Origin of the sequence: Streptomyces sp. NPDC008092, assembly GCF_042957285.1 — a bacterium.
Classification (GTDB): domain Bacteria; phylum Actinomycetota; class Actinomycetes; order Streptomycetales; family Streptomycetaceae; genus Streptomyces.
In genome coordinates, this window is sequence record NZ_JBIBHY010000012.1 from 29479 (window position 1) to 55216 (window position 25738).

General features: G+C 72.1%; 27 protein-coding genes. 20 read left to right on the forward strand and 7 right to left on the reverse strand.

Translation table 11 applies throughout. The annotated features are described in order from the left end of the window. Positions 1 to 49 precede the first annotated feature (49 nt). The 5 genes from ACFZB3_RS33905 (at position 50) to ACFZB3_RS33925 (ending at position 5108) form a co-directional block, all read left to right on the forward strand. Positions 50 to 805 carry a PIG-L family deacetylase gene (locus ACFZB3_RS33905; RefSeq protein ID WP_391382274.1) on the forward strand — a complete coding sequence of 252 codons (756 nt, stop codon included), beginning with the start codon at positions 50 to 52 and terminating at the stop codon, positions 803 to 805. Continuing rightward, the gene (locus tag ACFZB3_RS33910) at positions 802 to 1506 is read left to right on the forward strand and encodes a 4-carboxy-4-hydroxy-2-oxoadipate aldolase/oxaloacetate decarboxylase (RefSeq protein ID WP_391382276.1); all 705 of its coding nucleotides are present in this window, start codon (positions 802 to 804) and stop codon (positions 1504 to 1506) included. The genes ACFZB3_RS33905 and ACFZB3_RS33910 overlap by 4 nt, the downstream gene beginning before the upstream one ends. Continuing rightward, the gene (locus ACFZB3_RS33915; RefSeq protein ID WP_391382281.1) at positions 1503 to 2621 is read left to right on the forward strand and encodes a 4-oxalomesaconate tautomerase; all 1119 of its coding nucleotides are present in this window, start codon (positions 1503 to 1505) and stop codon (positions 2619 to 2621) included. The genes ACFZB3_RS33910 and ACFZB3_RS33915 overlap by 4 nt, the downstream gene beginning before the upstream one ends. Then, positions 2602 to 3552 carry a catechol 2,3-dioxygenase gene (locus tag ACFZB3_RS33920; RefSeq protein ID WP_391382283.1) on the forward strand — a complete coding sequence of 317 codons (951 nt, stop codon included), beginning with the start codon at positions 2602 to 2604 and terminating at the stop codon, positions 3550 to 3552. Before ACFZB3_RS33915 ends, ACFZB3_RS33920 begins: the two co-directional genes overlap by 20 nt. 230 nt (positions 3553 to 3782) lie before the next feature. After that, on the forward strand, positions 3783 to 5108 hold the full coding sequence (locus ACFZB3_RS33925; RefSeq protein ID WP_391382285.1) for an MFS transporter: 1326 nt from the start codon (positions 3783 to 3785) through the stop codon (positions 5106 to 5108). Positions 5109 to 5165: 57 nt separating this feature from the next. Here the strand turns inward: ACFZB3_RS33925 and ACFZB3_RS33930 are convergent, their stop codons facing one another. From ACFZB3_RS33930 to ACFZB3_RS33940, 3 genes are all read right to left on the reverse strand, one after another. Further along, on the reverse strand, positions 5166 to 5930 hold the full coding sequence (locus tag ACFZB3_RS33930) for a DUF2690 domain-containing protein (protein ID WP_391382287.1): 765 nt from the start codon (positions 5928 to 5930) through the stop codon (positions 5166 to 5168). A gap of 195 nt (positions 5931 to 6125) precedes the next feature. Then, a complete protein-coding gene (locus ACFZB3_RS33935) occupies positions 6126 to 6548 on the reverse strand; it encodes an SH3 domain-containing protein (protein ID WP_391382289.1) in 423 nt (140 codons plus the stop codon). A 129-nt stretch (positions 6549 to 6677) separates the two neighbouring features. After that, positions 6678 to 7082 carry a cupin domain-containing protein gene (locus ACFZB3_RS33940; RefSeq protein ID WP_391382291.1) on the reverse strand — a complete coding sequence of 135 codons (405 nt, stop codon included), beginning with the start codon at positions 7080 to 7082 and terminating at the stop codon, positions 6678 to 6680. Positions 7083 to 7301: 219 nt separating this feature from the next. On the opposite strand from ACFZB3_RS33940, the gene ACFZB3_RS33945 reads away from it, so the two are divergent. From ACFZB3_RS33945 to ACFZB3_RS33985, 9 genes are all read left to right on the forward strand, one after another. Continuing rightward, positions 7302 to 7865 (forward strand): carboxymuconolactone decarboxylase family protein, encoded by a 564-nt coding sequence (locus tag ACFZB3_RS33945; protein WP_391382880.1) that lies wholly within the window; start codon positions 7302 to 7304, stop codon positions 7863 to 7865. Positions 7866 to 7976: 111 nt separating this feature from the next. Further along, entirely contained in the window at positions 7977 to 8888 is a 912-nt protein-coding gene (locus tag ACFZB3_RS33950) for a LysR substrate-binding domain-containing protein (RefSeq protein WP_391382294.1), read from the forward strand. A 103-nt stretch (positions 8889 to 8991) separates the two neighbouring features. Beyond that, positions 8992 to 9912: a VOC family protein gene (locus ACFZB3_RS33955; RefSeq protein WP_391382296.1), complete on the forward strand. Its 921-nt coding sequence runs from the start codon at positions 8992 to 8994 to the stop codon at positions 9910 to 9912. Positions 9913 to 9944: 32 nt separating this feature from the next. After that, positions 9945 to 11393 (forward strand): aldehyde dehydrogenase family protein, encoded by a 1449-nt coding sequence (locus ACFZB3_RS33960; RefSeq protein WP_391382298.1) that lies wholly within the window; start codon positions 9945 to 9947, stop codon positions 11391 to 11393. After that, positions 11390 to 12160, forward strand: coding sequence for a fumarylacetoacetate hydrolase family protein (locus ACFZB3_RS33965; RefSeq protein ID WP_391382300.1), 771 nt, complete (start codon positions 11390 to 11392; stop codon positions 12158 to 12160). The genes ACFZB3_RS33960 and ACFZB3_RS33965 overlap by 4 nt, the downstream gene beginning before the upstream one ends. After that, entirely contained in the window at positions 12157 to 12528 is a 372-nt protein-coding gene (locus ACFZB3_RS33970; protein ID WP_391382302.1) for a VOC family protein, read from the forward strand. Before ACFZB3_RS33965 ends, ACFZB3_RS33970 begins: the two co-directional genes overlap by 4 nt. A 25-nt stretch (positions 12529 to 12553) precedes the next feature. Next, on the forward strand, positions 12554 to 13339 hold the full coding sequence (locus tag ACFZB3_RS33975) for an alpha/beta fold hydrolase (RefSeq protein ID WP_391382304.1): 786 nt from the start codon (positions 12554 to 12556) through the stop codon (positions 13337 to 13339). After that, positions 13336 to 13800 (forward strand): heme-binding protein, encoded by a 465-nt coding sequence (locus tag ACFZB3_RS33980; protein ID WP_391382306.1) that lies wholly within the window; start codon positions 13336 to 13338, stop codon positions 13798 to 13800. The genes ACFZB3_RS33975 and ACFZB3_RS33980 overlap by 4 nt, the downstream gene beginning before the upstream one ends. Before the next feature lie 4 nt (positions 13801 to 13804). Then, complete coding sequence (locus tag ACFZB3_RS33985) at positions 13805 to 14809, forward strand: methionine synthase II (cobalamin-independent)-like protein (RefSeq protein WP_391382308.1); 1005 nt, start codon at positions 13805 to 13807, stop codon at positions 14807 to 14809. A 170-nt stretch (positions 14810 to 14979) separates the two neighbouring features. Here the strand turns inward: ACFZB3_RS33985 and ACFZB3_RS33990 are convergent, their stop codons facing one another. Further along, on the reverse strand, positions 14980 to 15267 hold the full coding sequence (locus ACFZB3_RS33990; RefSeq protein ID WP_391382310.1) for an antibiotic biosynthesis monooxygenase: 288 nt from the start codon (positions 15265 to 15267) through the stop codon (positions 14980 to 14982). 181 nt (positions 15268 to 15448) lie between these two features. On the opposite strand from ACFZB3_RS33990, the gene ACFZB3_RS33995 reads away from it, so the two are divergent. From ACFZB3_RS33995 to ACFZB3_RS34020, 6 genes are all read left to right on the forward strand, one after another. After that, positions 15449 to 16909, forward strand: coding sequence for an aldehyde dehydrogenase family protein (locus tag ACFZB3_RS33995; protein ID WP_391382312.1), 1461 nt, complete (start codon positions 15449 to 15451; stop codon positions 16907 to 16909). Continuing rightward, positions 16902 to 18101: an L-2-hydroxyglutarate oxidase gene (gene lhgO / locus ACFZB3_RS34000; RefSeq protein ID WP_391382314.1), complete on the forward strand. Its 1200-nt coding sequence runs from the start codon at positions 16902 to 16904 to the stop codon at positions 18099 to 18101. Before ACFZB3_RS33995 ends, lhgO begins: the two co-directional genes overlap by 8 nt. Positions 18102 to 18242: 141 nt before the next feature. Continuing rightward, the gene (locus tag ACFZB3_RS34005; RefSeq protein WP_391382316.1) at positions 18243 to 19103 is read left to right on the forward strand and encodes an amidohydrolase family protein; all 861 of its coding nucleotides are present in this window, start codon (positions 18243 to 18245) and stop codon (positions 19101 to 19103) included. A gap of 13 nt (positions 19104 to 19116) precedes the next feature. Further along, on the forward strand, positions 19117 to 20817 hold the full coding sequence (locus tag ACFZB3_RS34010) for a thiamine pyrophosphate-dependent enzyme (protein ID WP_391382319.1): 1701 nt from the start codon (positions 19117 to 19119) through the stop codon (positions 20815 to 20817). 20 nt (positions 20818 to 20837) lie between these two features. Next, positions 20838 to 21899, forward strand: a complete 1062-nt coding sequence (locus ACFZB3_RS34015) for an Ldh family oxidoreductase (protein ID WP_391382321.1) — start codon at positions 20838 to 20840, stop codon at positions 21897 to 21899. 75 nt (positions 21900 to 21974) lie between these two features. Beyond that, positions 21975 to 23207 carry an alpha/beta hydrolase family protein gene (locus tag ACFZB3_RS34020; protein WP_391382323.1) on the forward strand — a complete coding sequence of 411 codons (1233 nt, stop codon included), beginning with the start codon at positions 21975 to 21977 and terminating at the stop codon, positions 23205 to 23207. A gap of 22 nt (positions 23208 to 23229) precedes the next feature. Here ACFZB3_RS34020 and ACFZB3_RS34025 read toward each other — a convergent pair whose 3' ends face one another. The 3 genes from ACFZB3_RS34025 to ACFZB3_RS34035 form a co-directional block, all read right to left on the reverse strand. Further along, positions 23230 to 24156 carry an alpha/beta hydrolase fold domain-containing protein gene (locus tag ACFZB3_RS34025; protein ID WP_391382325.1) on the reverse strand — a complete coding sequence of 309 codons (927 nt, stop codon included), beginning with the start codon at positions 24154 to 24156 and terminating at the stop codon, positions 23230 to 23232. A 132-nt stretch (positions 24157 to 24288) separates the two neighbouring features. Continuing rightward, a complete protein-coding gene (locus ACFZB3_RS34030; protein WP_391382327.1) occupies positions 24289 to 25299 on the reverse strand; it encodes a M48 family metalloprotease in 1011 nt (336 codons plus the stop codon). 4 nt (positions 25300 to 25303) lie between these two features. Further along, a complete protein-coding gene (locus tag ACFZB3_RS34035; protein ID WP_391382329.1) occupies positions 25304 to 25717 on the reverse strand; it encodes a BlaI/MecI/CopY family transcriptional regulator in 414 nt (137 codons plus the stop codon). Positions 25718 to 25738 lie beyond the last annotated feature (21 nt).

Consider the following 25738-nt stretch of genomic DNA (forward strand, 5'->3'; position numbering starts at 1 on the left):
CGCCCGGGGCCGGGTGGGCGCACACCTGTCCACCAAGGAGAGTTTTTCAATGACGCACGCCAACGCGCCGGCCGCAACTCCACCACGATCCACCCTGGTCGTCACCGCGCACGCCGGGGACTTCGTGTGGCGGGCGGGTGGAGCCATCGCCCTGGCCGCGTCCCGGGGCGAGAAGGTCACCATCGCCTGTCTGACCTTCGGCGAACGCGGGGAGTCCGCCAAGGCGTGGCGCGAGGGCAGGAACCTGGCGGAGATCAAGGCGATACGCCGGGAGGAGGCGGAGAAGGCGGCCGCCTCCCTCGGTGCCGAGGTCCGCTTCTTCGACGCCGGCGACTACCCGCTGGTCGCCACCGCCGAGCTGACCGACCAGCTGGTCGCCGTCTACCGCGAGACGCAGCCCGACGTCGTGCTCACCCACCCCGTCGAGGACCCCTACAACGGCGACCACCCGGCCGCCAACCGCATGGCCCTGGAGGCCCGGATCCTCGCGCAGGCCATCGGCTACCCGGGCGCGGGCGACATCATCGGCGCCCCGCCGGTCTTCTACTTCGAGCCGCACCAGCCCGAGATGAGCGGCTTCCGGCCCGAGGTCCTCCTCGACATCACCGATGTCTGGGACACCAAGCGCAAGGCCATGGAGTGCCTCGGCGCCCAGCAGCACCTGTGGGCCTACTACACCGACCTCGCCGTCCGCCGGGGCGTCCAGCTCAAGCGGAACGCGGGCCCCAACCTGGGCCTGGCGCACGACACCATGGCCGAGGCGTTCATGCGGCCGTTCCCGCAGATCGCGAAGGAGCTGGCATGAGCGGCGTGATCGTCACCGACCCGCCGAAGGCGGAGCTGAAGGACGTCGACGCGCTGGCCGGCTTCGGGGTGGCCACCGTGAGCGAGGCGATGGGGCGGACCGGCCTGCTGGGCCCCGGAATCCGGCCGATCCAGCAGGGCGTACGGGTCGCCGGCACCGCCGTCACCGTGCTCGGCTGGCCCGGCGACAACCTCATGATCCACGCGGCCGTCGAGCAGTGCGGCGAGGGCGACATCCTGGTCGTCACCACCACCTCGCCCTGCACGGACGGGCTGTTCGGCGAGCTGTTCGCGACCGCGCTGAAGCAGCGCGGGGTGCGCGGGGTGGTCCTGAACACCGGCATCCGGGACACCCAGGAGCTGCGGGACATGGGCTTCGCCGCCTGGTCCCGGGCCGTCTCCTCGCAGGGCACGGTCAAGGCCACCGGCGGCTCGGTCAACGTGCCGATCGCCGTCGACGGCCAGGTGATCAACCCGGGTGACGTGATCCTCGCCGACGACGACGGGGTCGTGGTCGTACCCCGCGAGCGCGCCCGCGAGACGGTCGGGAAGTCCGAGGCCCGCGAGGCCAAGGAGGCCGCGACGCGTGCCGCCTTCGTCGGCGGCCAGCTGGGCCTGGACCGCTACGGGCTGCGGGAGACCCTCCAGCGGCTCGGCGTCGAGTACAAGACGTACGCGGAGTACGAGGAGCAGACCAAGTGACCGGGCCCGCGGAGGTGCGCTGCATGCTGATGCGCGGCGGGACCTCCAAGGGCGCCTACTTCCTGGCCGAGGACCTGCCCGCCGGCCCCGCCGCCCGGGACGACCTGCTGCTGCGGGTGATGGGCAGCCCCGACCCGCGGCAGATCGACGGCCTGGGCGGGGCGCACCCCCTCACCAGCAAGGTGGCGGTCGTCTCGGCGTCGGACGACCCGGCGGCGGACGTCGACTACCTCTTCCTCCAGGTCGCCGTCGACCGGCCGGAGGTGACCGACCGCCAGAACTGCGGGAACATCCTCGCCGGGGTCGGGCCGTTCGCCGTGGAGCGGGGGCTCGTGGCCGCCGGTGACGGCGAGACCTCGGTACGGATCCGGATGCTCAACACGGGGGAGCGGGCCGTCGCCACCTTCCCGACCCCGGGCGGGCGCGTCGACTACACCGGGGACGCCGAGATCTCCGGGGTGCCCGGCACGGCCGCCCCGGTGGTGATCGAGTTCCCGGCCGGCACCAGCCCGCTGCTGCCCACCGGCAACGTCCGGGACACCGTCGCGGACACGGTGGTGACCTGTGTCGACAACGGCATGCCGACCGTGCTCGTCGCGGCGAGCGCCCTCGGCGTCACCGGGTACGAGGCGCCCAAGGACCTGGAGGAGGACCTGGCCCTCGCCGACCGGCTGCACGAGATCCGGCTGGCGGCGGGCAAGCTGATGGGCCTCGGGGACGTCGAGACCGCCACCGTGCCCAAGCTCAGCCTGCTCGCCCCGCCCCGGGACGGCGGCGCGGTCACCACCCGGACCTTCATCCCCGTCCGCTGCCACACCTCGATCGGCGTCCTCGGCGCCGCGAGCGTGGCCGCCGGGCTCAGGCTGCCCGGCGGCGTGGGGGAGCGGATCGCCCGGCTCCCGGACCACGGTGACCGTATCCGTATCGAACACCCCACCGGATTCCTGGAGATCGACACCAGCGTCGCCCCCGGCTCCGACGGCTCCCCGCCGGCCGTCCGCCGCACCGCGGTCGTCCGCACCGCCCGCAAGATCTTCGACGGCACCGTCTTCCCGCGCGCCGCCGCCCTGCCCGCACGACCTCAAGGAGGCAACGATGGCTCCGCCCCTCGGTGACATCGCCCATATCGGCCACGCCCAGCTCTTCACCCCGGACCTGGACGCCAGCGTCGCCTTCTTCACCGACTACCTCGGACTGACCGTCAACGGCCGGGACGGTGACACCGTCTACCTGCGCACCTACGACGACTACGAGCACCACAGCCTGGTCCTCAGCGCCCGCGAGCAGCCGGGCCTCGGCCGGATCGCGCTGCGCACCTCCAGCGAGGAGGCCCTCCATCGCCGCATCAAAGCGGTCGAGGAGGCCGGCGGCACCGGCCACTGGACGGAGGACGAGCCGGGCCTCGGCAAGCTCTACGTCACCACCGACCCGGACGGCCACGAGCACGCCCTCTACTGGGAGAGCGAGCACTACCGGGCGCCGGACGAGCTGAAGCCCGCGCTGAAGAACCAGCCGCAGGCCAAGCCCAACCGGGGTGTCGGAGTGCGCCGCCTGGACCACGTCAACTTCCTGGCCGCCGACGTGCTCGCCAACTCCGAGTTCCAGGAACACGTGCTGGGCGCCAGGCCGACCGAGCAGGTCCGCCTCGACAACGGGACGATCGCGGCCCGCTGGCTGACCTTCACCCACAAGTCGTACGACGTCGTCTACACCTCCGACTGGACCGGTTCGACCGGGCGGCTGCACCACATCGCCTTCGCGACCGACACCCGCGAGGACATCCTGCGCGCGGCCGACCTGGCCATCGACACCGGCGTGTTCATCGAGACCGGCCCGCACAAGCACGCCATCCAGCAGACGTTCTTCCTCTACGTCTACGAGCCGGGCGGCAACCGCATCGAGCTGTGCAACCCGCTCACCCGGCTGGTGCTGGCCCCCGACTGGCCGCTGGTCACCTGGACCGAGGCCGAACGCGCCAAGGGCCAGGCCTGGGGTCTGAAGACGATCGAGTCCTTCCACACCCACGGGACTCCGCCGGTCGGCTGATCCGGTCACCGCAGGCATCCAGGGGGTGGGCGACGCGCCGTGCCGCGTCGCCCACCCCCTTTGCCACCTGGGACGACCGGATTGTTGCTGTGATTGTTGACAAAAGTGTTGACGTTTTTGCCGGTCAATCCTTAGCGTCTACGCACCACGGGTCAGCAGCACGAGCCGCGTCGACCCCCCTCTACCGCTTCCCCTCCAGGGAACGCATCCTGGACGAGAGGAAAACAAAGATGTCCTCCTCAACCGCCCTGTCCGCTCGCGGCAGCAAACTTGCTCAGCTGGTGATCGGCCTGTGCTGGCTGGCCGTGCTCTTCGACGGCCTCGACATGTTCATCTACGGCTCGGTGCTGCCCCATCTGCTGGAGGCCAAGACCTTCGGCATCACCCCGGACAAGGCCGGCGACCTCGGCTCCTACGCCACCTTCGGCATGCTGGTGGGCGCCCTGACCGCGGGCACGGTCGCGGACCGGATCGGCCGCAAGCAGCTGATGATCGCCTGCGTCACGCTGTTCTCGCTCGCCTCCGGCATCTGCGCGGTCTCCGGCAGCCTCGCGGTCTTCGGCCTGGGCCGCACCCTGGCCGGCGTCGGCCTCGGCGGACTGCTGCCGACCGCGATCAGCATGGTCTCCGACTACGCCAGGGGCGGCCGGATCGCGATCACCATCGGCGTGCTGATGACCGCCCACCACGCGGGCGGCATCCTCTCCGCCTACGTCGCCAAGTGGCTCGTCGACCCGTACGGCTGGCGCTCCGCCTTCTGGGTCTGCGTCCTTCCGCTGCTCTTCGTCCCCGTCCTGCTGAAGCTGCTGCCCGAGTCGCTGAGCTTCCTGGTCGCCAAGGGCCGTACCGAGGAGGCCACCGCCCTGGCCGACCGCTACGAGGTCGAACTGCCCGCCGTCGCCGACAGGAGGACCGCCGCCGACCGCTGGGACGCGCTGCTCGCCCTGTTCCGCGGCGGCGAGTGGGTGCAGACCCTGCTCTACTGGCTGGCCTCCTTCGGCGGCCTGCTCCTGGTCTACGGCGTCGCCACCTGGCTGCCGACCCTGATGCGGACCGAGGGCTACGAACTCACCAACGCCCTCACCTTCGTCGTCGTCTTCAACCTCGGCGGCATCGTGGGCATGCTGGTCGCCGGCCGCGCCGCGGACCGGTTCGGCGCCCCGCGCATCGCAGCGGTCTGGTTCGCCCTCACCGCGGTCGGCGTCTACCTGCTCAGCGTCCACCTGCCGATGGGGGTCACCACCCTGGTCGTCTTCCTCACCGGCGTCTTCCTGAACAGCGCCCAGACGATGATCTACGCGACCGTCTCGATCCGATCCACCCCGGACAACCGCGCCACCGCCGTCGGCTGGACCTCCGGCATGGGCCGCTTCGGCGCCGTCTTCGGCCCCTGGCTCGGCGGCCAGCTGCTCGCCGCGGGCAACGGCGACTGGGGCTTCACCGCCTTCGCGCTCGCCGGTGTCTCCTCGATGGTGTTCATCGGCATCGCCGCCCTCCGCTCGGCCAGGCAGCCGCAGGTCGGCACCGACCGGGAGAAGCTGCTCGCCGCCCACTGACCGGTCCCCCCCCGGGCCGGTCCGGCGCCGCGCTCCTTCCACGGGCGCGGCGCCCTCCTACGGTTCTCCGGTGGGCTCCGCCTCCAGTCCGGTGCACGCCAGCTCCCCGGCCACCTCGGCGCACGCCTCCACACCCCGGGGAGCAGGCACCGCGAGCATCGGGCTGGTGTAGCCGACCGAGTCCGCGGCGGGATAGCTCGCCGAGAGCACGTCGTCACCGGCCCGGACCGAGACCTCGCGCGCGACCGGGGTGTGCAGCCGTACCTCGGACCAGGCGGTGCCGCAGGCCGGGGACCAGCGCAGCCGGACGTCGTAGGCGACACCGGTGACGCGGCTCTTGGTCCGCGCGTCCCGGTCGCACGCCGACGCGTCCGGCAACTCGCCCTGGCAGGCGCGGCCGTGACAGCGCGGCGCCGCCGACACCGGCTGCACGCCCGGTGTGCCGCGCCGGTCCGAGACGGTCATGGCCGCCGCCGTCACCCCGGCCACGGCGAGCAGCGCGAGCGCGGTCAGCGGCAGCCGCCACCACCGCCTCGCCGGCCGCGGCTCGCGGGGCGTCGCGGCGGCCGGCGGCTCCGCGGCGGCCTCGCACGACGCCAGTACGGCGGCGGGATCCGCGCCCGCGAGCCGGGCCAGCGCCTCCACGGCCGCGCGCGGCGGCCGTTTGTCGCCGGAGAGGTAGCGGTGCCACGCGGACTTGCTGTAGGGGGTGCGGGCGGCCAGTGCCGCGAGGCTGAGTCCCGTACGCTCCTTCAGTTCGCGCAGCCTCGCCGCCGGCGACTCCTCCGACGGGGTGGTTCTCGCTCCTTCGGGGTGCGGCATGTTGCGTGCCTCGACTTCATTACGCTATGGGCGTTTCGCCCCTGTTGTCGGAATGGCTTCCCATCGGGACCGGGTTCGCAATCGGCGAACAGGTGTGAAGACGGTGAATCGGGGGGTGCATGCCGAAGGCCTGTTCGGGAACGCGGGTTCCCGAACAGGCCTTCGGCGGTCAGGGGGTGCGGCGATGACGGCCCGTCAGCACCACGGGACGGCGTGGCCGACCCGGACGTAGTGCGCGGAGACGTACCCCTTGTGGTGCGGGAGCCGGTACCAGGTGTGGTTGCCGCGCACCGAGCCGCCGTACGTCTTGCAGGTCAGCGGGACGAGCCGGTTGTTGTGGCGGTGGCTCACCACGCGGTAGCGGGTGCTCGGACCGGAGCGGACGTTCAGCCGGACGTGGTGCGTGGTCACCCGGCCCACGGTCCGGTACGCGTAGTGGCGGTGGTGGAGACGGTGGGTCGCCGGCGCCGGCAGGGTGGTGTAGTTGTAGTACTGCACGATTCCCTGGGGCGCGGGGACCGGGGTGGCGGCGCTCGCGGTGGCGGCCCCGGCCGTGGGCAGGAACGCGAACACCGCGACCGTGGCCAGCAGGCCGTTCTTCAGGATCCGACGGGACATGGAAACCTCCGTGCTGTCGTGCTCGTGACCACGAAGCGTGATCACGAGTCGGAGCGTTTCCGTGCCGAACCCGCACCATGTCGTCCCCGCGTGCCCTGGGACGCCTGGGACGTCCCAGGCACGACGGCCTCAGCCCATCCGGTCCTCGGCCGACAGGTGCTCGACCGTCTTCCCCGTGGCCGTGAAGGTCCGTGTGACGTACCCCGAGGAGTACACCCACAGGATCCGCAGCGGGGTGTCGCCGACGTTGCGGAACAGGTGGGGGACGGGGGACGGGACGTACGTGGTGTCGAACCGCCCGAGGCGGGTCACCTCGCCGTCCACCCACACCTCCGCCTCGCCCTCCAGGACCGTCACGTGCTCGTCGCAGTTGTGCGAGTGCAACGGCGCCCCGGAGCCCACCGGGTAGACGCTCATCCCGCTGGTGATGAGGTTCTCCCCGCCCGCCGACGGCGTGGTGATCAGCGGTGTCGTCGCGACCGCACCGCCCCGGTCCAGCAGGGGCACGGACGCGGCCTTGATGATCGTGGTCATCCGGGGGTTCCTCTCCACTACGACCTGCCTGGTACGGCGACCGACGCTAGGCCCCGCGGACGCGAACGGGTGCCCCCTGGCGTGCAGTTTTACCTTGCGCTCCGGGAGGTGTGAGCGGCCGCGGGGCGGCGGTAGCGTCCTCACCCGGCAATCCACGGCCGCCGGAGAGAAAAGGCAGGTACCGGCCCCATGAGGCTCCCCGTTCTCAGCGAAGACGACATGGACCCCCGCCAGCAGGAGCTGGCCGCCCGGATCGCGGGCCGCCGCGGCGCCGTCCGCGGCCCGTTCCGGGTCTGGCTGCACAGCCCCGAGATGTGCGAACGCGCGGAGTCCCTCGGCGCCTTCGCCCGCTTCGACTGCAGCCTCCCGGAGCACCTGCGCGAGCTGACCCTGCTGATGGCCGCCCGCAACTGGGACGCCCAGTACTCCTGGAACGCCCACGTCCGCCAGGCGGTCGAGGCGGGCATTCCGGAAGCGGCCGTCCGGGCCATCGCCGAGAACCGCGAGGCGGTCTTCGAGGACGAGGCCGACCAGGCGTTGTACCAGTTCTGCCGGGAGGTCCTGGAGGAGCACTTCGTGACCGACGAGACCTTCGCCCGCGCCCTGGCGCACTTCGGCCCCAGGGGACTGGTCGACACGATCGGCGCGCTCGGCAACTTCACCATGCTCGGCATGTGCCTGAACACCTTCCAGGTGGACCTCCAGGCCGACCGGGAGCCGCCGTTCCCGGACGTCCGCGGCTATGGCCGGATCGCCCCGACCGGAGCACGATCCACAGCCTGACCATGAGAAACGCGGCCGATCTTTTAAGCGAAGGGCCGTTGACAGAATTGCCGACATTCGATTTGTGTGGGTGACCTGCGCGAGCGAGCCGCACGCGCGTTCGGAGGAAAAATGGACCGCTTGCTCCTCATGCACAGCTTCGTGACCGTCGCCCAGGTCGGCAGTTTCAGCGGGGCCGCGAAGAAACTCGGCTCGTCCGGGTCCCTGGTGTCCCGGCACGTGGCGGAGCTGGAGCGGCAGATCGGCGTCCGCCTGGTCAACCGCACCGCCCGCTCCGTCAGCCTGACCGAGCCGGGCCAGCGCTACGCCGAGTTCGCGGCCCGCATCCTCGACGAGATCGAGGCCGAGGACGCCGGCATCGCCCAGCTCCACGACCGGCCCGAGGGCACCCTCAGCGTCATCTGCCCCAAGTGGATCGGCAGCCTCGACCTCGGGGACGCCATCGCCGCGTTCTCGGCGACGCACCCGAAGATCCAGGTCCGGTTCGAACTCGGCGGGATGTCGGACCGCACCTACGACTTCCTGGACAGCGGATTCGACGTCGCCTTCCACACCCGGGACCTGAGGGACTCCAGCGTCCGGCTGAAGAAGATCGCCTCACTGCCGTTCGTGCTGTGCGCCTCCGCGGAGTACATCGAACGGTGCGGGACGCTCGCCCACCCCAACGACCTCGCCGCCCACGACTGCCTGGTCCACCTCAACGACCCGGTCTGGCGGATCGGCCACGGGCACGCCAGCACGCTGCACAAGATCCGCAACATCGCGTTCTCGTCCAACTCCTACATCGCCCTGCAGAAGGCGGCGGTGCACGGCCGCGGCATCGCCCTGCTGCCCCAGCGCCCGGTCTACGACGACCTGGTCTCCGGCGCCCTCCAGGTGCTGCTGCCCGGCCTCGCCGTGCCCGACCGGCCGCTGTACGCGATCTACGGACCCGGACAGGACACCCCGCGCAAGATCAGCGTCTTCCTGGACTTCCTCGCCGAGTGGTTCGCGCAGAACCCGATTCCCGCGATCCGGTCGTAACCGGGGCCGCAAGAAACGCTTGCGCATTCCGTAGAGCTCAGGCCATTGAGCCCCTCGCGAGCAGAAACCTACGCTCGCGAGGCGACCCGGAAACGAGGAATCCATGGGAATCCAGAGAATCGAATCGGTCACCTACGGCATCGACGACCTCGGCGTATGTGTCCGGTTCTTCGGCGACTTCGGGCTGTCGATGGTGGAACGGACCGACGAGCACGCGGTGTTCGAGACCCGTACCCGCCAGACCCTCCACCTCGACACCGTGCCGTCGCCGTCGCTGCCGCCGCCCGTCGAGGACGGGCCGACGCTGCGCGAGGTCGTCTGGGGCGTCGACACCGCAGAGGAACTGGAGCGGCTGGTGGCGGCGGCGGGCCGGGACCGCGAGGTCCGGGAGAGCGCCGACGGCGTCCACCACACCGTCGACGAGACCGGCTTCGGCGTCGGCCTGACCCTGGCCCGTCCCGCACCGGCCGCCGTCACGCCCCGCCCGGCCAACACCCTCGGCAGCGTCACCCGCTGGAACACCGCCCTGGAGCCGATCACCCGGGTCCGCCCGCTGCGGATGTGCCATGTCGCCCTGAACATCCCCAAGGCGGGCCGCGAGGCGGCCGTCGGCTTCTACGTCGACCGGCTCGGGTTCCGCCCGACCGACGTCGTCGAGCCGATGGGCGTCTTCATGCAGGCCCCCGGCGACGACGACCAGCACACCATGCTGCTCTGCCACCGCCCCGACAGGGCGGGGATCAACCACATCGCCTACGAGGTGCCCGGCTTCGACGACGTGATCGAGGGCGGCAACCACATGATCGAGCACGGCTGGCGGGAGGCCCGCAGGCTCGGCCGGCACACCATCGGCTCCAACGTCTTCCGCTTCCTGCACGCCCCGTGCGGCGGCCGCGTCGAGTACGCGGCCGACATGGACCGGGCCGACGAGAAGTACGGCACCCGGGTCCACGAGACGACCCCGCCGCACCACATCTGGGCCCTGCGCACCAACCGCGACCAGGAAGCCCCCACCGCGTCCTGACCCTGGTCCTGAACCTGAGAGGGCACCCCTTCATGACCACCGACCACGGCTATCCCGCCGTCCGCATGTACACAGGGGGCGAGTGGTGCCAGGGCGGCACCGGACAGACCGCTCCCGTCGTCAACCCCGCCACCGAGGAGACGATCGGCGAGGTCCCCCTCGCCACCCCCGCCGACCTCGACCGCGCACTCGAAGCCGCCGGGTACGGGTTCCGGGTGTGGCGCGCGACCTCGATCGCGAAGCGCTCCGCGATCCTGGACCGCGCCGCCGACCTGATCGCCGAACGCGCCGCCGCCATCGGCCGCGTGATGACCCTGGAGCAGGGCAAGACCCTCGCCGAGTCGACGGGCGAGGCCAAGCGGACCGCCGACACCCTGCGCTGGCACGTCGAGGACGCCCGCCGCGCTTACGGCCGCATCATCCCGTCCGCGCCCGGCACGGTCCTCACCGTCCGCCGCGAACCGATCGGCCCCGTCGCCGCCTTCGTGCCCTGGAACTTCCCGGTCGGCGGCCCCAACCGCAAGATCTCCTCGGCCCTCGCGGCGGGCTGCTCGCTGATCATCAAGGCCTCCGAGGAGACCCCGGCGACGGCCGCCGCCCTGGTGGAGTGCTACGCGGACGCCGGACTGCCCGCCGGAGCGCTCAACCTGGTCTTCGGCGAGCCCGCCGAGGTCTCCGCCCACCTCATCGCCTCCCCGGTCACCCGGATGATCGCCTTCACCGGCTCGGTGCCCGTCGGCAAGCTCCTCGCCGCCGAGACCGGCAAGGTCATGAAGCCCTCCCTGATGGAACTGGGCGGCCACGCCCCGGTCATCGTCTGCGCCGACGCCGACCCCGGACAGGCCGCCCGGCGCGCCGCCCAGGCCAAGTTCTTCAACGCCGGCCAGGTGTGCACCTCGCCCAGCCGCTTCCTCGTCCACGAGTCCCTGGTCGAGGACTTCACCGCCGAGTTCGTGAAGGCCGCCGAGTCGGTCGTCGTCGGCGACGGACTGGCGCAGGGCACCACCATGGGCCCGCTCGCCAACGAACGCCGGCTGCGGTCGATCGAGCGGCTCACGGCGGACGCCGTCGGCAGGGGAGCGACGGTCCGCACCGGCGGCGAACGGCTCGACCGCCCCGGGTACTTCTTCGCCCCGACCGTCCTCACCGACGTACCGGCGGACGCGGACCTGATGTCCGAGGAGCCGTTCGGGCCGATCGCCCCGATCGTGCCCTTCAGCGACCTCGACGACGCCCTCGCCACCGCCAACTCGCTGCCCTACGGCCTGGCCGCCTACGGCTTCACCAGGTCGGCCGCCACCGCCGAGAAGCTCGCGGACGGGCTGGAGGCCGGCATCCTCTCCCTCAACCACTGCGGCGGCTCGGTGCACGAGGCGCCCTCCGGCGGGGTCAAGGACAGCGGGTACGGCCGGGAGGGCGGGCCGGAGGCGCTGGACGCCTACCTGGTCACCAAGCGCGTCTCCCACCTGCTGACGCCATGAGGTACGCACGAGTCTCGGTGGAGGGCCGGGCGGTCTGGGGCCGGGTACGGGAGACCCGTGTCGAACTGCTCTCCGGGTCGCCGCTGGAGGGCGAGCCCGACGTCCTCGGCACGATCCCCGTCGCCGGGGCCGTCTGGCTGCCGCCCGTCGTCCCGGGCGTGTTCTACGCCGTCGGCTACAACTACCCGCGGCACATCGCACACGCCGGAGCCGAGACCCCCGGGCGTCCCGAGGTCGGCTACCGGGCCAACAACGCGCTCACCGGCCACCGTTCACCGATCGTCAGACCGGCCGAGGTGACCGGACGCTTCGAGGCCGAGCCGGAACTGGTCGCCGTCATCGGCCGCACGCTCCGGTACGCCGGCCGCGACGAGGCCCGCAAGGGGGTGTTCGGCTGGACCATCGGCAACGACGTCAGCGCCCGCACCTGGCAGCACCAGGACCGCACGTTCTGGCGCAGCAAGAACAGCGACACGTTCAAGCCGATGGGGCCGTGGATCGAGACCGAGGTCGACGCCCTCGCCCAGACGACCACCCTGAGCGTCAACGGCGAGGTGCGCGCCGCGTTCCCGACCGGGGACATGGTCTTCGACCCCTTCGACTTCATCGTCGAGATCACCCGGCACATCACCCTGCACCCCGGTGACGTGCTGTGGATGGGCGCCGAGTCCACCTGCCAGATCGAGCCCGGCGACACCGTCGAGGTCGCGATCAGCGGTATCGGCGCGCTGTCCAACCCCGTCCACCTGGAAGGCAACCACTCATGACCGCGGAACCCCGCTACATCCACCACGTCAACTTCCCCACCACCGACCCCGACCGCACCGCGGCCTGGTACACGAAGGTCTTCGGCATGAAGCGCATCATGCCCAAGTCCAACACCCGGGTCGTCCTCATGACCCGGGGCAACTTCGACCTGCACTTCACCCCCGTCGAGGAGATGGAGCGCATGGCGCCCTACCACTTCGCCGTCGAGGTCGACGACTGGGACGACTTCCTCGCCCACCTCAAGGAGCTGGGCATCCGGCACACCCGGCCGATCGAACGCCCCGAGAACCAGTCCAAGTTCTGCTACATCCACGACCCCGACCACACCATGATCGAGCTCGTCCACCACAGCCGCCGCCCCAACTAAGCGCATCAGTACGGGAGTTCACCCCATGCCCCTCGCCGACTCCGACGGCACCTCCATCTACTACGAGCGCCACGGCAGCGGCCCGGCGATCCTGTTCGTGCACGGCAGTGGCGGTCACCACGCCGCCTGGTGGCAGCAAGTGGCCGCACTGCGCGAGGAGTTCACGGTCGTCACCGTGGACCTGCGCGGCTTCGGCAAGTCCGACTCGTCCATGGCCGAGTTCGATGGCCAGGACTTCCCCGGTGACGTGGTCGCCGTCCTCGACCAGGAGGACATCACCGACGCCATGCTGGTCGGCCAGTCCATCGGCTCCGTCGCCGCCCTGCGCGCCGCGCTGCTGCGCCCCGAGCGGGTCACCTCGGTCGTCCTCGGCCACTCCCTCGGCGGCATCAGCCACCCCGAACTGAAGGAACTGGCCGCCGCCGACCGCGCCGAGGCCGTGAAACTGCCGGTCATCGACCGCCTGTTGACCGCATCCTTCCAGCGGGAGCGGGCCGACCTCACCTTCCTCTTCCAGCAGATGGGCACGTTCAACGTGGCCAGGATGCAGGACCTGCGCAACCTCGACACCGACGGCCCGACCCTGGACGAGATCCGGGCCTCCGGCGTACGGGTCGCCTTCCTCGCCGGGGAGAAGGACGCCGTCCTCGGCGTCAAGACGGTCACCCGCGCCCACGAACTGCTGCCCGGCTCGCACCTGGAGATCGTCGAAGGCGCCCCGCACTCCATGTACTGGGAGACACCCCAGCAGTACAACGCGGCCGTCGCCCGGCTCCGCCGCACCCTCACCGCACCGAAGGAAGCAGCATGACCAGCCTCACCCTGGCCGCCGCCGAGGAGATCATCGGCGCCGCCCACCAGCGTGCCCAGGAGATCGGCAAGGCGGTGAGCGTCGCCGTCGTGGACGCCGGCGGCTTCCCGATCGCCATCCGCCGCCCCGACGGCGCCCGCCCGCTCACCCCGGACATCGCCCGCGCCAAGGCCTATACCGCGGCGATCATGCAGCGCCCCGGCACCATGCTGAAGAAGTGGCAGGAGTCCCAGCCGGTCTTCTTCTCCCAGCTCTCCCAGCTCCCCGGCGCCGCCCTGCCGATCATGGCCACCGAGGGCAGCCTCACCATCAAGAAGGACGGCGAGATCATCGGCGGGCTCGGCATCGCCGGCGGCACCGCGGACGAGGACCAGAAGATCGCCGAGGACGTCCTGAAAGCCCTCGGCTACGAGCTGGAGTTCGCCGCGTGGGGCGTCGCCGGCACCGGCGGAAAGGACTGACACCATGGCGGACACGTTCAACTACCGCATCGACCACCACGGCAGCCTGGTCCGCCCGCCAGGCCTGTCCACCGCCGACCCGGAGTCCGTCGACGCGGCGGTCCGGGAGGCCGTCGCCTACCAGCGCAAGCTCCGCTCCACCGTCGTCACCGACGGCGACTTCCCCCGCGCGGACTTCCGCAGCGCGGTCCTCGACGGCGTGTCCGGCTTCCGCCGTACCGACGAGGCGGACCCGGACGGCCTGGTCCGCTGGATCGCCGAGTCCCTCCCCAAGGCCAACGGCCCGCTGCTCGCCGACCGGTCCGCCCAGCTCGCCGAGCTGACGGTGATCGCCCCGAAGGCCACGCTGCCCTCCCCGGCGTACCTGGCGGCCACCACCTTCCAGCCGGGCCTCGGCATCTCCTCGGCCCGGGAACTGGGCGAGGCCCTCGCGGAGATCGTGAGGGCCGAGATCGAGCTCCTGGTGTCGAAGGGCGTCCGCCTGATCCAGCTCGACAACCCCCTCCTGCTGGCCCAGCTGGGCACCGATCCGGCCGACCCCGGCGCGCTGTCCTTCGCGGACGCGCTGGCCGTGGACGCCCTGGCGGTCCGCCTGGACGAGCGCCCGGAGGGCGTCCGTATCGGCATCGCCCCCGGCTGGTCGGCCCCGGCCGAGGTGGACCGGGCGCGGGCGGAGGAGCTGTACGGCACGATCGGCGCCGACCGCTGGATCCTCCCCTTCGACCAGGGCACGCAGGCCGAACTCGACCTCGTCGAGGCGCTCCCGGACGACCGCGACTTCTGCCTGGGCGTGGTCGACGCGACGGCGCCGGAGCTGGAGGACATCGACACGGTGATGTTCCGTATCGACGCGGCCGGTGAGTTCAAGGACCTGGAGGACGGCGCGGTGTCCCCGTCCCGGGGCTTCGCGGACGTGGCGTCGCGGCCCCTGCTGACCGCGGAGGACCAACGCCGCAAGCTGGTGCTGGTCGAGACCATCGCGCGGTACTGCTGGGGCAACGAGTTCTGACCGCTGGTCAGACGTCCGCGGCGCCGTCGTGGCTGGTCGCGCAGTTCCCCGCGCCCCTAAAAGCAAAAGCAGGGGCGCACCGCAGCGCCCCTTCTTTTAGGGGCGCGGGGAACTGCGCGAGCAACCACAGTCCACCCGCGCTCTCTTCACCCACACCAGCCCGGCAGACGCTAGACAACCTCCGCAAACGTCACCGTTCGCTCGGTCAGCAACGGCCACACCACCCCCACGACAACCTCCTTGAAGTGCTCGGCCGCCTTGTGCGCCTCGAACCCCTCCCGGTCGACGTACCGCTCGTACAGCAGGAACCCACCCGGCTCCCCCTCCACGACGTGCACGTCGTACATCAGGTTCGCGGGCTCCGTCCGCGTGGCCTCCCGCGCCTTCAGCAGCGCGGCACGCACCGCGGCCTCGTCGGCGGGCGCGCAGCGATAGTGGGCGACGACTGCGTATGCCATGTGTCTTCTCCTCGGTGCTTGTCCGGCCCGCCCGATTCCAGCATGGATCATGCGCCCGACGGCTCGCGCACAGCGCAATCAATGCCTGCCCCCGCAGGGCTGGTGGACCCCCTCCCACATGGTGTGTCGTCGCAGACGGCCCGCACGGCCGGCACCGCGGACGACAAAGGAAGTGATCTCCATGCGCACTCTGGAAACCCTCTCCGGCGGGGAGTGGGTGAGGACCGGCGACTGGATCGACGTCCACGACCCCGCCGACGTCCGCGCCCCCCTCGCCCGCGTCCCCGCCCTGTCCGCCAAGGACGTCACGCGGGCGTACGACCACGCCGAGCGCGGCTTCGCCGTGTGGAAGCGCACCAGCGCCTTCGAACGGGCCCGCATCTTCACCGAGGCGGCCCGGCTGATCCGGGAGCGGGCCGGGGAGATCGCCGCCGACGTCACCGCCGAGAACGGCAAGACCCTGGCCGAGGCGACCGGCGAGACCCTGAAGGCCGCCGACTTCCTGGAGTACTACGCCGGCCTCGCCCGCCAGGGCTACGGCACCCTCCTGCACGACGTACGCCCGGACCACCGTACGCACACCCAGCGCGAGCCGATCGGCGTGATCCTGGTGATCAGCCCCTGGAACGACCCGCTGATCACCCCGGCCCGCAAGCTCGCCCCGCTGCTCGCCACCGGCAACGCGGCCGTGTTCAAGCCGGCCACCGAGACCCCCCTGGCGGGGCTCCACTTCGCCCGTGCCCTGCACGACGCGGGCCTGCCCGCCGGTGTCCTCAACGTCGTCACCGGCCGGACCGCCGAGATCGAGGAGGCCCTCCTCGACGACCCCCGGATCGCCGCCATCACCTTCACCGGCTCCAACGCCGTGGGCAACCGCATCCGGCGCCGCCTCGCCGACCGCAACGTCCGCTTCCAGGGCGAACTCGGCGGCAAGAACGCGTCCGTGGTGCTGCGCGACGCCGATCTGCCGGCCGCCGCGAAGGCCGTCGTGGCCGCCTCCTTCGGGCAGGCCGGGCAGCGCTGCACGGCCACCAGCCGGGTGATCGTCGAGCAGCCGGTGTACGACGAGTTCGTCCCGCTGCTGGTCGCGGAGGTGCGGGCACTGACCGTCGGCCCGGGCACCGACCCGGCGACCACCCTGTGCCCGCTGTCGAGCCCGAAGCAGCGCGACAGCGTTCTCGCCGACCTGGGCAGGGCGGTGGAGCAGGGCGCGACCGTGCTCACCGGAGGCGGGGCGGACACCGAGCGGCCGCACGGCTGCTACGTGCAGCCCACCGTACTCGCGGGCATCACCCCGGAGACGGCCGTCTGGCGGGAGGAGGTCTTCGGGCCCGTCCTCGCCGTCCGCGCGGTCGACGACTTCGACGCGGCCGTCGACGCGGTCAACGACTCCGGCTTCGGGCTCGCCGCCGCCGTGTTCACCCGCGACCTCGGCTCGGCGTACCGGTTCGCCGACGAGGCCGAGTGCGGACAGGTCGCGGTGAACACGACGACCACCGGCTGGGACGTCCACCTGCCCTTCGGCGGCTTCCACGACTCCGGCACGGGCTACAAGGAGCAGGGCGAGGAGGTCCTGAGGTTCTCCACGCGCGTCAAGACGGTGGCCGTCCACTTCGGCGCCCCGGAGCGGGCCCATGGCTGACGAGACGGTCGGCGTCGTCGGCGCCGGCATCGTGGGCCTGGCCACGGCCCGCGAGATCGCGCTGCGCCGCCCCGGCACCCGGGTCGTGGTCCTGGAGAAGGAACAGGAGGTCTCCCGGCACCAGACCGGCCACAACTCCGGCGTGGTGCACGCCGGCATCTACTACACGCCCGGCAGCCTCAAGGCCGACCTGTGCGTGCGGGGCGTGTCCCTGCTGCGCGAGTACTGCCAGGACCGGCAGCTGCCGTACGACGAGATCGGCAAACTGGTCGTGGCGGTCCGCGAGGACGAGCTGGGCCGGATGCGGAACCTGTACGAGCGGGCGAAGAACAACCACGTGCCGGAACTCCGGAAGATCTCCCGCGAGCAGATCAGGGAGCTGGAGCCGCACGTCGGCGGTGTCGCCGCCCTGCACTCCCCGCGCACCGCGATCACCGACTACCCGGCGGTCGCCCGTGCGTTCGCCAAGGACGTCGTCGACTCGGGCGGCGAGGTACGCCTCGGCTTCCCGGTCACCTCGATCACCACCGTGCCCGGCGGCGTCGAGGTCGCCTCCGGCCAGGACCTGGTCCGTGTGGACCGGCTGATCCTCTGCGCCGGCCTCCAGTCCGACTCCGTCGCCAGGCTGGCGCAGGACGGGCGGGAGCCCCGGATCATCCCCTTCCGCGGCGAGTACATGCTGCTCAGACCGGACCGGACCCATCTGGTGCGCGGCCTCATCTACCCGGTGCCCGACCCGCGCTACCCCTTCCTCGGCGTGCACTTCACCCCGCGCGTCGACGGCTCGGTGGAGGTCGGCCCCAACGCCGTCCTCGCCCTCGCCAAGGAGGGCTACCGGCGCAGCAAGGTGTCGCCCCGGGACCTGCTGGCCCTCGCCGCCTACCCGGGCGCCTGGCGGATGGCCGGCCGGCACTGGCGCACTGGCATCAAGGAGTACCGCGGCTCCTTCTCCACGGCCGCCTTCATGAAGGACGCGGGGCTGTACGTCCCGGGCGTCGGCGTCCGTGACGTGGTGCGCGGCGGCGCGGGCGTACGGGCCCAGGCGCTGGACCGCGACGGCACGCTCGTCGACGACTTCCGCATCCACCGGGTCGGCCGGATCACCGCCGTCCGCAACGCCCCCTCGCCGGCCGCCACGGCCTCCATGGCGATCGCCGAACACATCGCTGCGGCCGTCTTCGACGACGCCTGACACGGCGACCGCATGCCCCGCGAACTGCGCACTTCCGCGCAACAACAGCTTGCGCTCCGGGATCTCCGCAAGAGCCCACGGTTTGCCTAGCGTTCCTTCCGCACCACCCCAAGCCTTCGTACGAGAGAAAGAGTTCGCGCCATGTTCGTCGTCGACACGCAGATCCACATCTGGAAGGAAGAGACCCCGGACCGCCCCTGGGTGCCCGGCGCCCGGGAGCGGATCCGGCTCAACGGCCACCGCGAGGACCCCTTCTCCTACGAGGAGGCCCTGGAGCTGATGGACGAGGCCGGCGTGAACCGGGCGCTGATCCTGCCGCCGTCCTGGGAGGGCGACCGCATCGACTACGCCCTGGAGGCCTGCGAGGCCCACCCGGACCGGTTCGGCATCATGGCCCGCATCCCGCAGAACAAGCCCGAAGAGGGCAGGGCCATGCTCCAGGACTTCGCGCAGAACCCGCACGTGAAGGGCACCCGGCTCACCTTCCACCGGCCGCAGGACCGCAACTGGATGATCGACGGCACCAACGACTGGTACTGGCCGATCGCCGAGGAACTGCGCATCCCGACCATGGTCCACGCGCCGATCTGGAAGCGCGAGCTGGGCGAGATCGCCGCCCGGCACCCCGAGCTGAAGATCATCATCGACCACATGGGCATCATGGCCCGCTGCGTCGACGACGCGATCGGCTACTGGGTCTCGGAGACCGCCGACCTGCACGTCCACCCCAACATCTACGTCAAGGTGTCCGCGCTGCCGGGCTACTCCACGCAGCCCTTCCCGAACAACAACATCCAGAAGTACGTGCGCGAGATGGTCGACAGGATGGGCCCGCAGCGCTGCTTCTACGGCACCGACATCACCCGGCTGCTCGGCCACGGCATCACCTACACCGACACGATCGAGCAGTTCACCAAGCACTGGGACTTCACGCCCGAGGAGCTTGAATGGATCATGGGCCGCGGTATCTCCGAGGTCCTGAACTGGCCGATCGAGGGCTGAGGAAACACCGGCGATGACCAACAACCCACGGATCGACGGCGGCGACGCCGTCGTCTCCGCCTTCAACGCGGCGGGCGCCGACCACGTCTTCTGCTCCTCGGGGTCCGAATGGGCCCCGGTGTGGGAGGCGCTGGCCCGCCGCCACCGCGACGGCGAGCCCGCCCCGCGCTACCTCGACCTGACCCACGAGACGGTCGCCGTCGGCATGGCGACCGGGTACGGGCTGATCGAGCGCCGCCCGCAGGGCGTGCTGCTGCACGCGGCGCCCGGCCTGCTCCAGGGCTCGATGGCCGTGCACGGCGCGCTGCTGGCCGGCGTCCCGATGGTGGTCGCCTCCTCGGAGTCGACCACCTACGGCGACGCCCCCGGGCACGACCCGGGCGGCCAGTGGTACCGCAACCTGTCGATCGTGGGCGGCCCGCACGGTATCGCCCAGCCGTTCACCAAGTGGTCCACCGAGGCCGCCAGTGTGCACACGCTGCCCACCATGATCACCCGGGCGGCGGAGCTGGCCTGGCGGGCCCCGGCCGGACCGGCCTACCTGAACATCCCCCTGGAGATCCTCCTGGAGGAGTGGGACGGCCGCGAGGCCAAGCCCGTCGTCCCGCCGGGTTCGACGCACAGCTCGCCGGAGGAGGTCGACCCGGTCGCCCAGCTGATCCTGGAGGCGGCCAACCCCGTGATCGTCACCGAGACGGCGGGGCGCGAGGCCGGCGGCTTCGAGGCCCTGGTCGCCTTCGCCGAGGCCTGGCACATCCCGGTCGTGGAGCCGGACTCGGCGGTCTGCGGCAACTTCCCGCGCACCCACCCGCTGCACGCGGGCAGTGACATCGGCCCCTGGATGGACGAGGCGGACCTGATCCTCCTCGTCAACTGCCGGGCGCCCTTCTACCCGCCCTCCCGTCGCCCCTCCCAGGCGAAGATCGTCGTCATCGACGAGGTCCCGCAACGCCCGCACGTCGTCTACCAGGTGCTCTTCGCCGACACGTACCTGGAAGGCAACGTCGCCAACACACTGCGCCAGCTGACGAAGCGGGCCAAGGACCTCGACGAGCGCGCGGTCGAGGTGCGCCGGGCGGCGCAGGAGGAACGGCACGCCGCCGAGCAGTCGGCGATCGCGGCGGCCGAGGCGAAGGCGGCCGAGGCCAGGGGCATCGACCCGGTCCTGGTCGCCGCCACCCTGCGCACCCTGCTGCACGGGCAGGACGCGATCGTCGTCGACGAGACCATCACCCACAGCCGCGTCGTCAAGCGCCATCTCCGGACCGCCGACCCGGACTCCTACTTCTACGTCCAGGGCGGACTCGGCCAGGGCATCGCGGTCGCCCTCGGCGTCAAACTCGCCGCGAAGGAACGGCCGGTGGTCCTCACCATCGGCGACGGCGCCTTCACCTACAACCCGGTGATCCCCTCGTACGACGCCTCGAACGCCTACGAACTGCCGCTGCTGATCGTGGTGTTCAACAACCGTGTCTACAAGTCGATGAACCTCAACCACCGCCGCTTCTACCCGGACGGCGCGGCCGCCGAGACCGGCGAGTGGCTCGGCACCGATCTGCACCGGCTGCCCCGGCTCGCCGCGTTCGCCGAGCCGTTCGGCATGCACACCGAGACCGTCGACACCTCGGAGGCGCTCGCGCCGGCGCTGGAACGCGCCCTCAAGGCCGTGGCCGAGGGCACGACCGCCGTCGTGGACGTCCTAGTCACCCGCTAGCCAGGAGACACACCGCAACCATGTCCAACACCCCCGCCAAGATCCTGGTGCCCGCCGACGACCTGCGCGCCTTCGCCGCCGCCCTCCTCGAAAAGGGCGGGCTGAGCGCCGAGCACGCCCACACCACCGCCGACGTCTTCGTCTGGGCCGCGCAGCGCGGCGTCGACTCGCACGGCACCGCCCGCGTCCCCGCCTACCTGGACCTGCTCGCCAAGGGCGTCGCCAACGCGCACCCCGAGATGGCGATCGAGTCGACGGCCCCGGCCGCCGCCGTCCTCGACGCCGACCGCGCCCCCGGCCCGGTCGCCCTGACCGCCGCCGCGGACGAGGCGGTACGGCGGGCCCGGGAGACCGGCATCGCCTCGGTCGGCGTCCGCCGCACCGTCCACACCGGCGCCATCGGCTACTACGTGTCCCGGATCGCCGAACAGGGCCTGGTCGGGCTCGGGTTCGTGGCCGGCATGCCCAACATGGGCTACACCGGCGTCAAGGGCGCGGCCGTCGCCACCAGCCCCCTCGCCATCGCCGTACCGACCCGCGAACACGCCCCGCTGCTCCTCGACATGGCCACCGCCACCATCGCCCTGGGCAAGATCCGCCAGGCCAAGGCGAGCGGCACGCCGTTGCCGGAGGGCGCGGCCGCGACGGAGGACGGCACGCCGACCACCGACCCGGAACTGGCGGTCATGCCGCTGCCCCTGGGCGGCGCGAAGGGCTCCGGCATGTCCCTCGCCTTCGAACTCCTCACCAGCGTCCTCGTCGGCGCGCCGATCTTCGCGTCCTTCCACTCGGACGACCCGGCGGGCCGCAAGCACCGCCAGAACGCGCTCCTCATCGCCGTGGACCCGGCGGCCTTCGGCGACCCGGAGGCCTTCGTCGGGGCGGTGGACGACACGCTGAGCACCCTGAAGGGCCTGCCGGCGGCGGACGGCGCGTCCGGTGTGTTCTACCCGGGCGAGCGCAGCGCGGCGGTGGCCGAGGAGCGGGGGGCGAAGGGGATCCCGGTCGCTCCGAAGGTGTGGCGCGAACTGACCGAGCGCGCCGAGGAGCTGGGGGTGGAGGTGCCGCGACTCGCGGGTTAGGGGCGGGTTTGCACCACCCCGGACACGGTGGGCTGCCGGATGGTCGGCCCGCCGTCGCGCCCTGACCCTGAAGGCATGACCACCAACATGCCCGGAAGAGCATTACGCATCGGACTGGCCGCCGTCGCCTGTGCCGCGTTCCTCGGCGCCGTCGTCACCGTCCCGTCGGCCGCGGCCGCACCGGCAACCGGCGCTTCGGCACGCGGTGAACTGCTGTCCGTCACCCCGGTGGGGCACCTGTCCCGCTCCGAGGTCGTCGCGGCCGTCGCACCGATCCCGTTCGACAGCGCCCCCGTCCGCCACGGCGTGACCGGCTACCGCATCACCTACCGCACCGTGGACACCGCGGGCCGGCCGACCACCGCCAGCGGGCTGGTGGAACTGCCCGACGGCGGCCGGCCCGAACTGCGGGTCATCTCCTACGGCCACGGCACCCAGGCCTTCCGCGGCGGCGTCGCCTCGATGGTGGCGGGCAACGGCGACCGGGAGGCCGTCGAGTACTTCGCCTCCGCCGGGTACGCCGCCGTCGCACCCGACTACCTGGGCCTGGGCACCGGGCCCGGCACCCATCCGTACATGGACACCGCCACCGAGGCGACCGCCTGGATCGACATGCTGCGCGCGAGCCGCACGCTGGCCTCCCGGCACGGCCACCGCCTCGACCCCGGCGTGTTCCTCACCGGCTTCTCCCAGGGCGGCACGGCGGCGATGGCCACCGGCAGAGCCCTCCAGCACGGCGCCGACCCGTACTGGAAGCCGGCGGCACTGGCCCCCATCAGCGGCCCGTACGACGTGCGGCACGCGGAGATCCCCGCGATGTTCCTGACCGGCGGCATGGATCCGGCCGAGGCCGCCTTCTACATGGGCTACTGGACGGTGTCCATGAACCGGCTGCACCACCTGTACGACTCGCCGGATGAGGTGTTCCGGGCGCCGTACGACACCATCGTCGAGGGGCTGTACGACGGCGACCACACCGAGGAGGACATCGCCGCTGAACTGCCGGACGGTCCGGCCGAGTTGCTGACTCCGCAGTACGTCCAGCGGCTGCTGCACCCCATCGGCGCGCTGCTTGCCGCGCTGCGCGACAACGACACGACCTGCCAGTGGCACCCGGACGTCCCGGTCCGCCTGTACGCGGCGGACGGGGACCGGGACGCGGTGTTCGCCAACGCACTGCACTGCCGACGGCAGCTGCGCGCTCACGGGGCGGACGTGCCGCTCGTCGACGTCGGCGACACCGACCACGTCGGCTCGGTCATCCGCGCCATACCGCAGGCGCTGGACTGGTTCGACCGTCAGGACTGAGGCCGGGGAGGTCGCAGGCGCGCTACCGGACCTCCCGTACATGACGCGCGATCAGCGCATACACCTCCCGCGCCCTCGCGTCGTCCTTCCCGTCGTACCCGTGGTCCACCCCCGCCACCTCGTGGTACTCCGCCAGCGCCCCCACCGCCGCCAGCCGCGAGGCGTACCGCTCGCCTTCCGCCCGCAGCACGTCGTACTCGGCCGTGATCACCAGCGCCGGGGCGATCCCCGTCAGATCGGCCGAGTCGGACGGGTGGGCGGGGGAGAGCAGCGGGTCGGCGCGCCTCTTCGGGTCCGGGACGTACGCCGAGTTGAACACGTCGGCCATCCAGGGCCGCAGCACCGGCCGGGCGATGGCGGTGTGCTTGTCGGCGAGGTCCGTCGCCAGGTCCAGCGGGGGATAGTGGAGGACCTGGAGGGCTATCGCGGGGCCGCCCTCGTCCAGTGCCTGCCGGGCCACCGCCGCCGCGAGTCCGCCGCCCGCGCTCTGCCCGCCGACGGTCAGCCGGGCGCCGTCCCAGCCCTGTTCGGCCGCGTGCCCGGCGACCCAGCGGACCACCTCGTAGGCCTGGCGCGGCGGAGCCGGGAAGGGATGCTGCGGGGCGACGGCGTAGTCGACGTTGACCACGGCCACCCCGGCCTCGGCGGCCAGGAACCGGCAGAGCGGGTCGTCGAGTTCGGTGAGCGACATGACGTAGCCGCCGCCGTGGAAGTTGACGTGCACCGGGGGAGCGGGGTCCGTGACCGGCGGCAGGTACACCGTGGCGCGGGCCGGTGCGACGGACGTCGGGACGGTCAACGTCCGCACGGTGCGCGGGAATTCGGGGAACCGGGCGTGCGAGGCGGCGTCGGAGCCCGGGCCGCTCGGGCGGCGGCTGGCGAACCCGGTCAGGCGCTGCAGGGTCCTGGCGGCGAGCGCGGCGGCCGAGGGGCGGGCCAGGAGGGACATGGGGCTCCGATCGGGAGGGGCCCGCACCACGGGGGCGGCACCCGGCGGGCGACGGATCGACCATCAGGAATCCTGGCGATCGTCGGGTGACGATAACCCCTGTTGCGAGCGTGGTGTCAAGCCCCGCGGCGATCAGCGGTCGTGCCGGTCCGGCCCGTCGTGGTCGCGGGGCGGGCAGCCGCAGGGGCCGTGTTCCGGCGGCGGTACCGGCATCCCCGTGTCCCTGAGGGAGGTCACGCACGCGGCGAACTGCGCGCCCTCGATCATGTGCTCGCTGTCGGAGGCGGCCTCGGCCAGGTTCGCGCAGGACACCGCGAGCAGCGCGGCCCCCGCCACCAGCGGCAGCGCACGGCGCGGCGGCGGTGGGGCGAGCAGCGCCCGGACCCGCTGCGGCACGGCGCCGCCGGTCGCCGCGAGCGAGGCGCCGGCCGGGGCCTTGGCGGAGGCGAGGGCCGCGCGGCCCACCGCGCGTGCGACGACCGTCCGGTCCCCGACGTGTTCCGCGGCCTCCTCGTCGGCCCAGCGCTCCAGCACGTAACCGCCGGTCTCGGCGAGCGGCCGCAGCAGGGGGCAGGCGGCGGCGGTGAGCCGCCAGGCACTTTGGAAGACGTGGTGGCGGCCGCGCAGATGGGCCCGCTCGTGTGCGAGCAGGGCCTCCCGCTCGGTGTCGCCGAGGCACCGCAGCATCCCGTGCGAGACCACGATCCGGCCCGGCGCCCCGGGGAGCGCGAAGGCGTGCGGCGACGCGTCGTCGAGCACGGCCAGCTCCAGGTCCCCGGGGAGCCGTGCGCACTCCCGGCGGGCCCAGAGCAGATGCCTGGCCTGCCGTACGGCGGCGACCGCGAACCCCGTGAGGGAGGCGAGCAGGGCGACCGTCGCGACCGCGGACACGGTGAGGTACACGGGGTCGTCCGCCCGCAGCGCCGTCACCGACCAGCGGCCCTCCTCCGCCACCTCGGGGATCTGCGCCAGCCCGGTGAACGCCAGCAGCGCCAGCGAGCCCAGCCAGCCGAGCGCCGTCACCAGCGCGCCGCCGGCCAGCGCCCAGGCCGCCGGGCGCGGCGCGAACCGCCGGGCGAGCCGGGGCGCGAGCACCGCCAGGACCACGGTGACCAGGAAGGGGACGTAGACGCTGACGGTCATCGGCTCACGGTCCTTCGCCGGCGGGGCCCGCGTCGTGCTCCCCGAGCAGGCGCTGCAGCAACTGCTCGTCCGCCTCGGAGAGTTCGGAGACGAACCGGCTGAGCACGGCCTCCCGGTCGGAGCCGCGCTCCAGCAGGGTGTGCATCCGCTGGGCGGTGTCGGACGCCTCGTCGCGCACCGGCGCGTACGCGTAGCCCCGGCCCGCCCGGTGCCGTACCAGCGTGCCCTTGTCGTGCAGCCGGGACAGGATCGTCAGCACCGTCGTGTAGGCGAGGTCCCCGGGCAGCCCTTCCTGGACCTGCCGGGCGGTCAGCGGTCCGGAAGCGGCCCAGAGGGCGGCCAGCACCCCGCTCTCCAGCTCGCCGGGGGCCCGTCGGCCGGATGCCTCGCCGGTCTCGTCGATCTTCCGGTCGCGCACCGTTCACCGTCCTTCAACCAA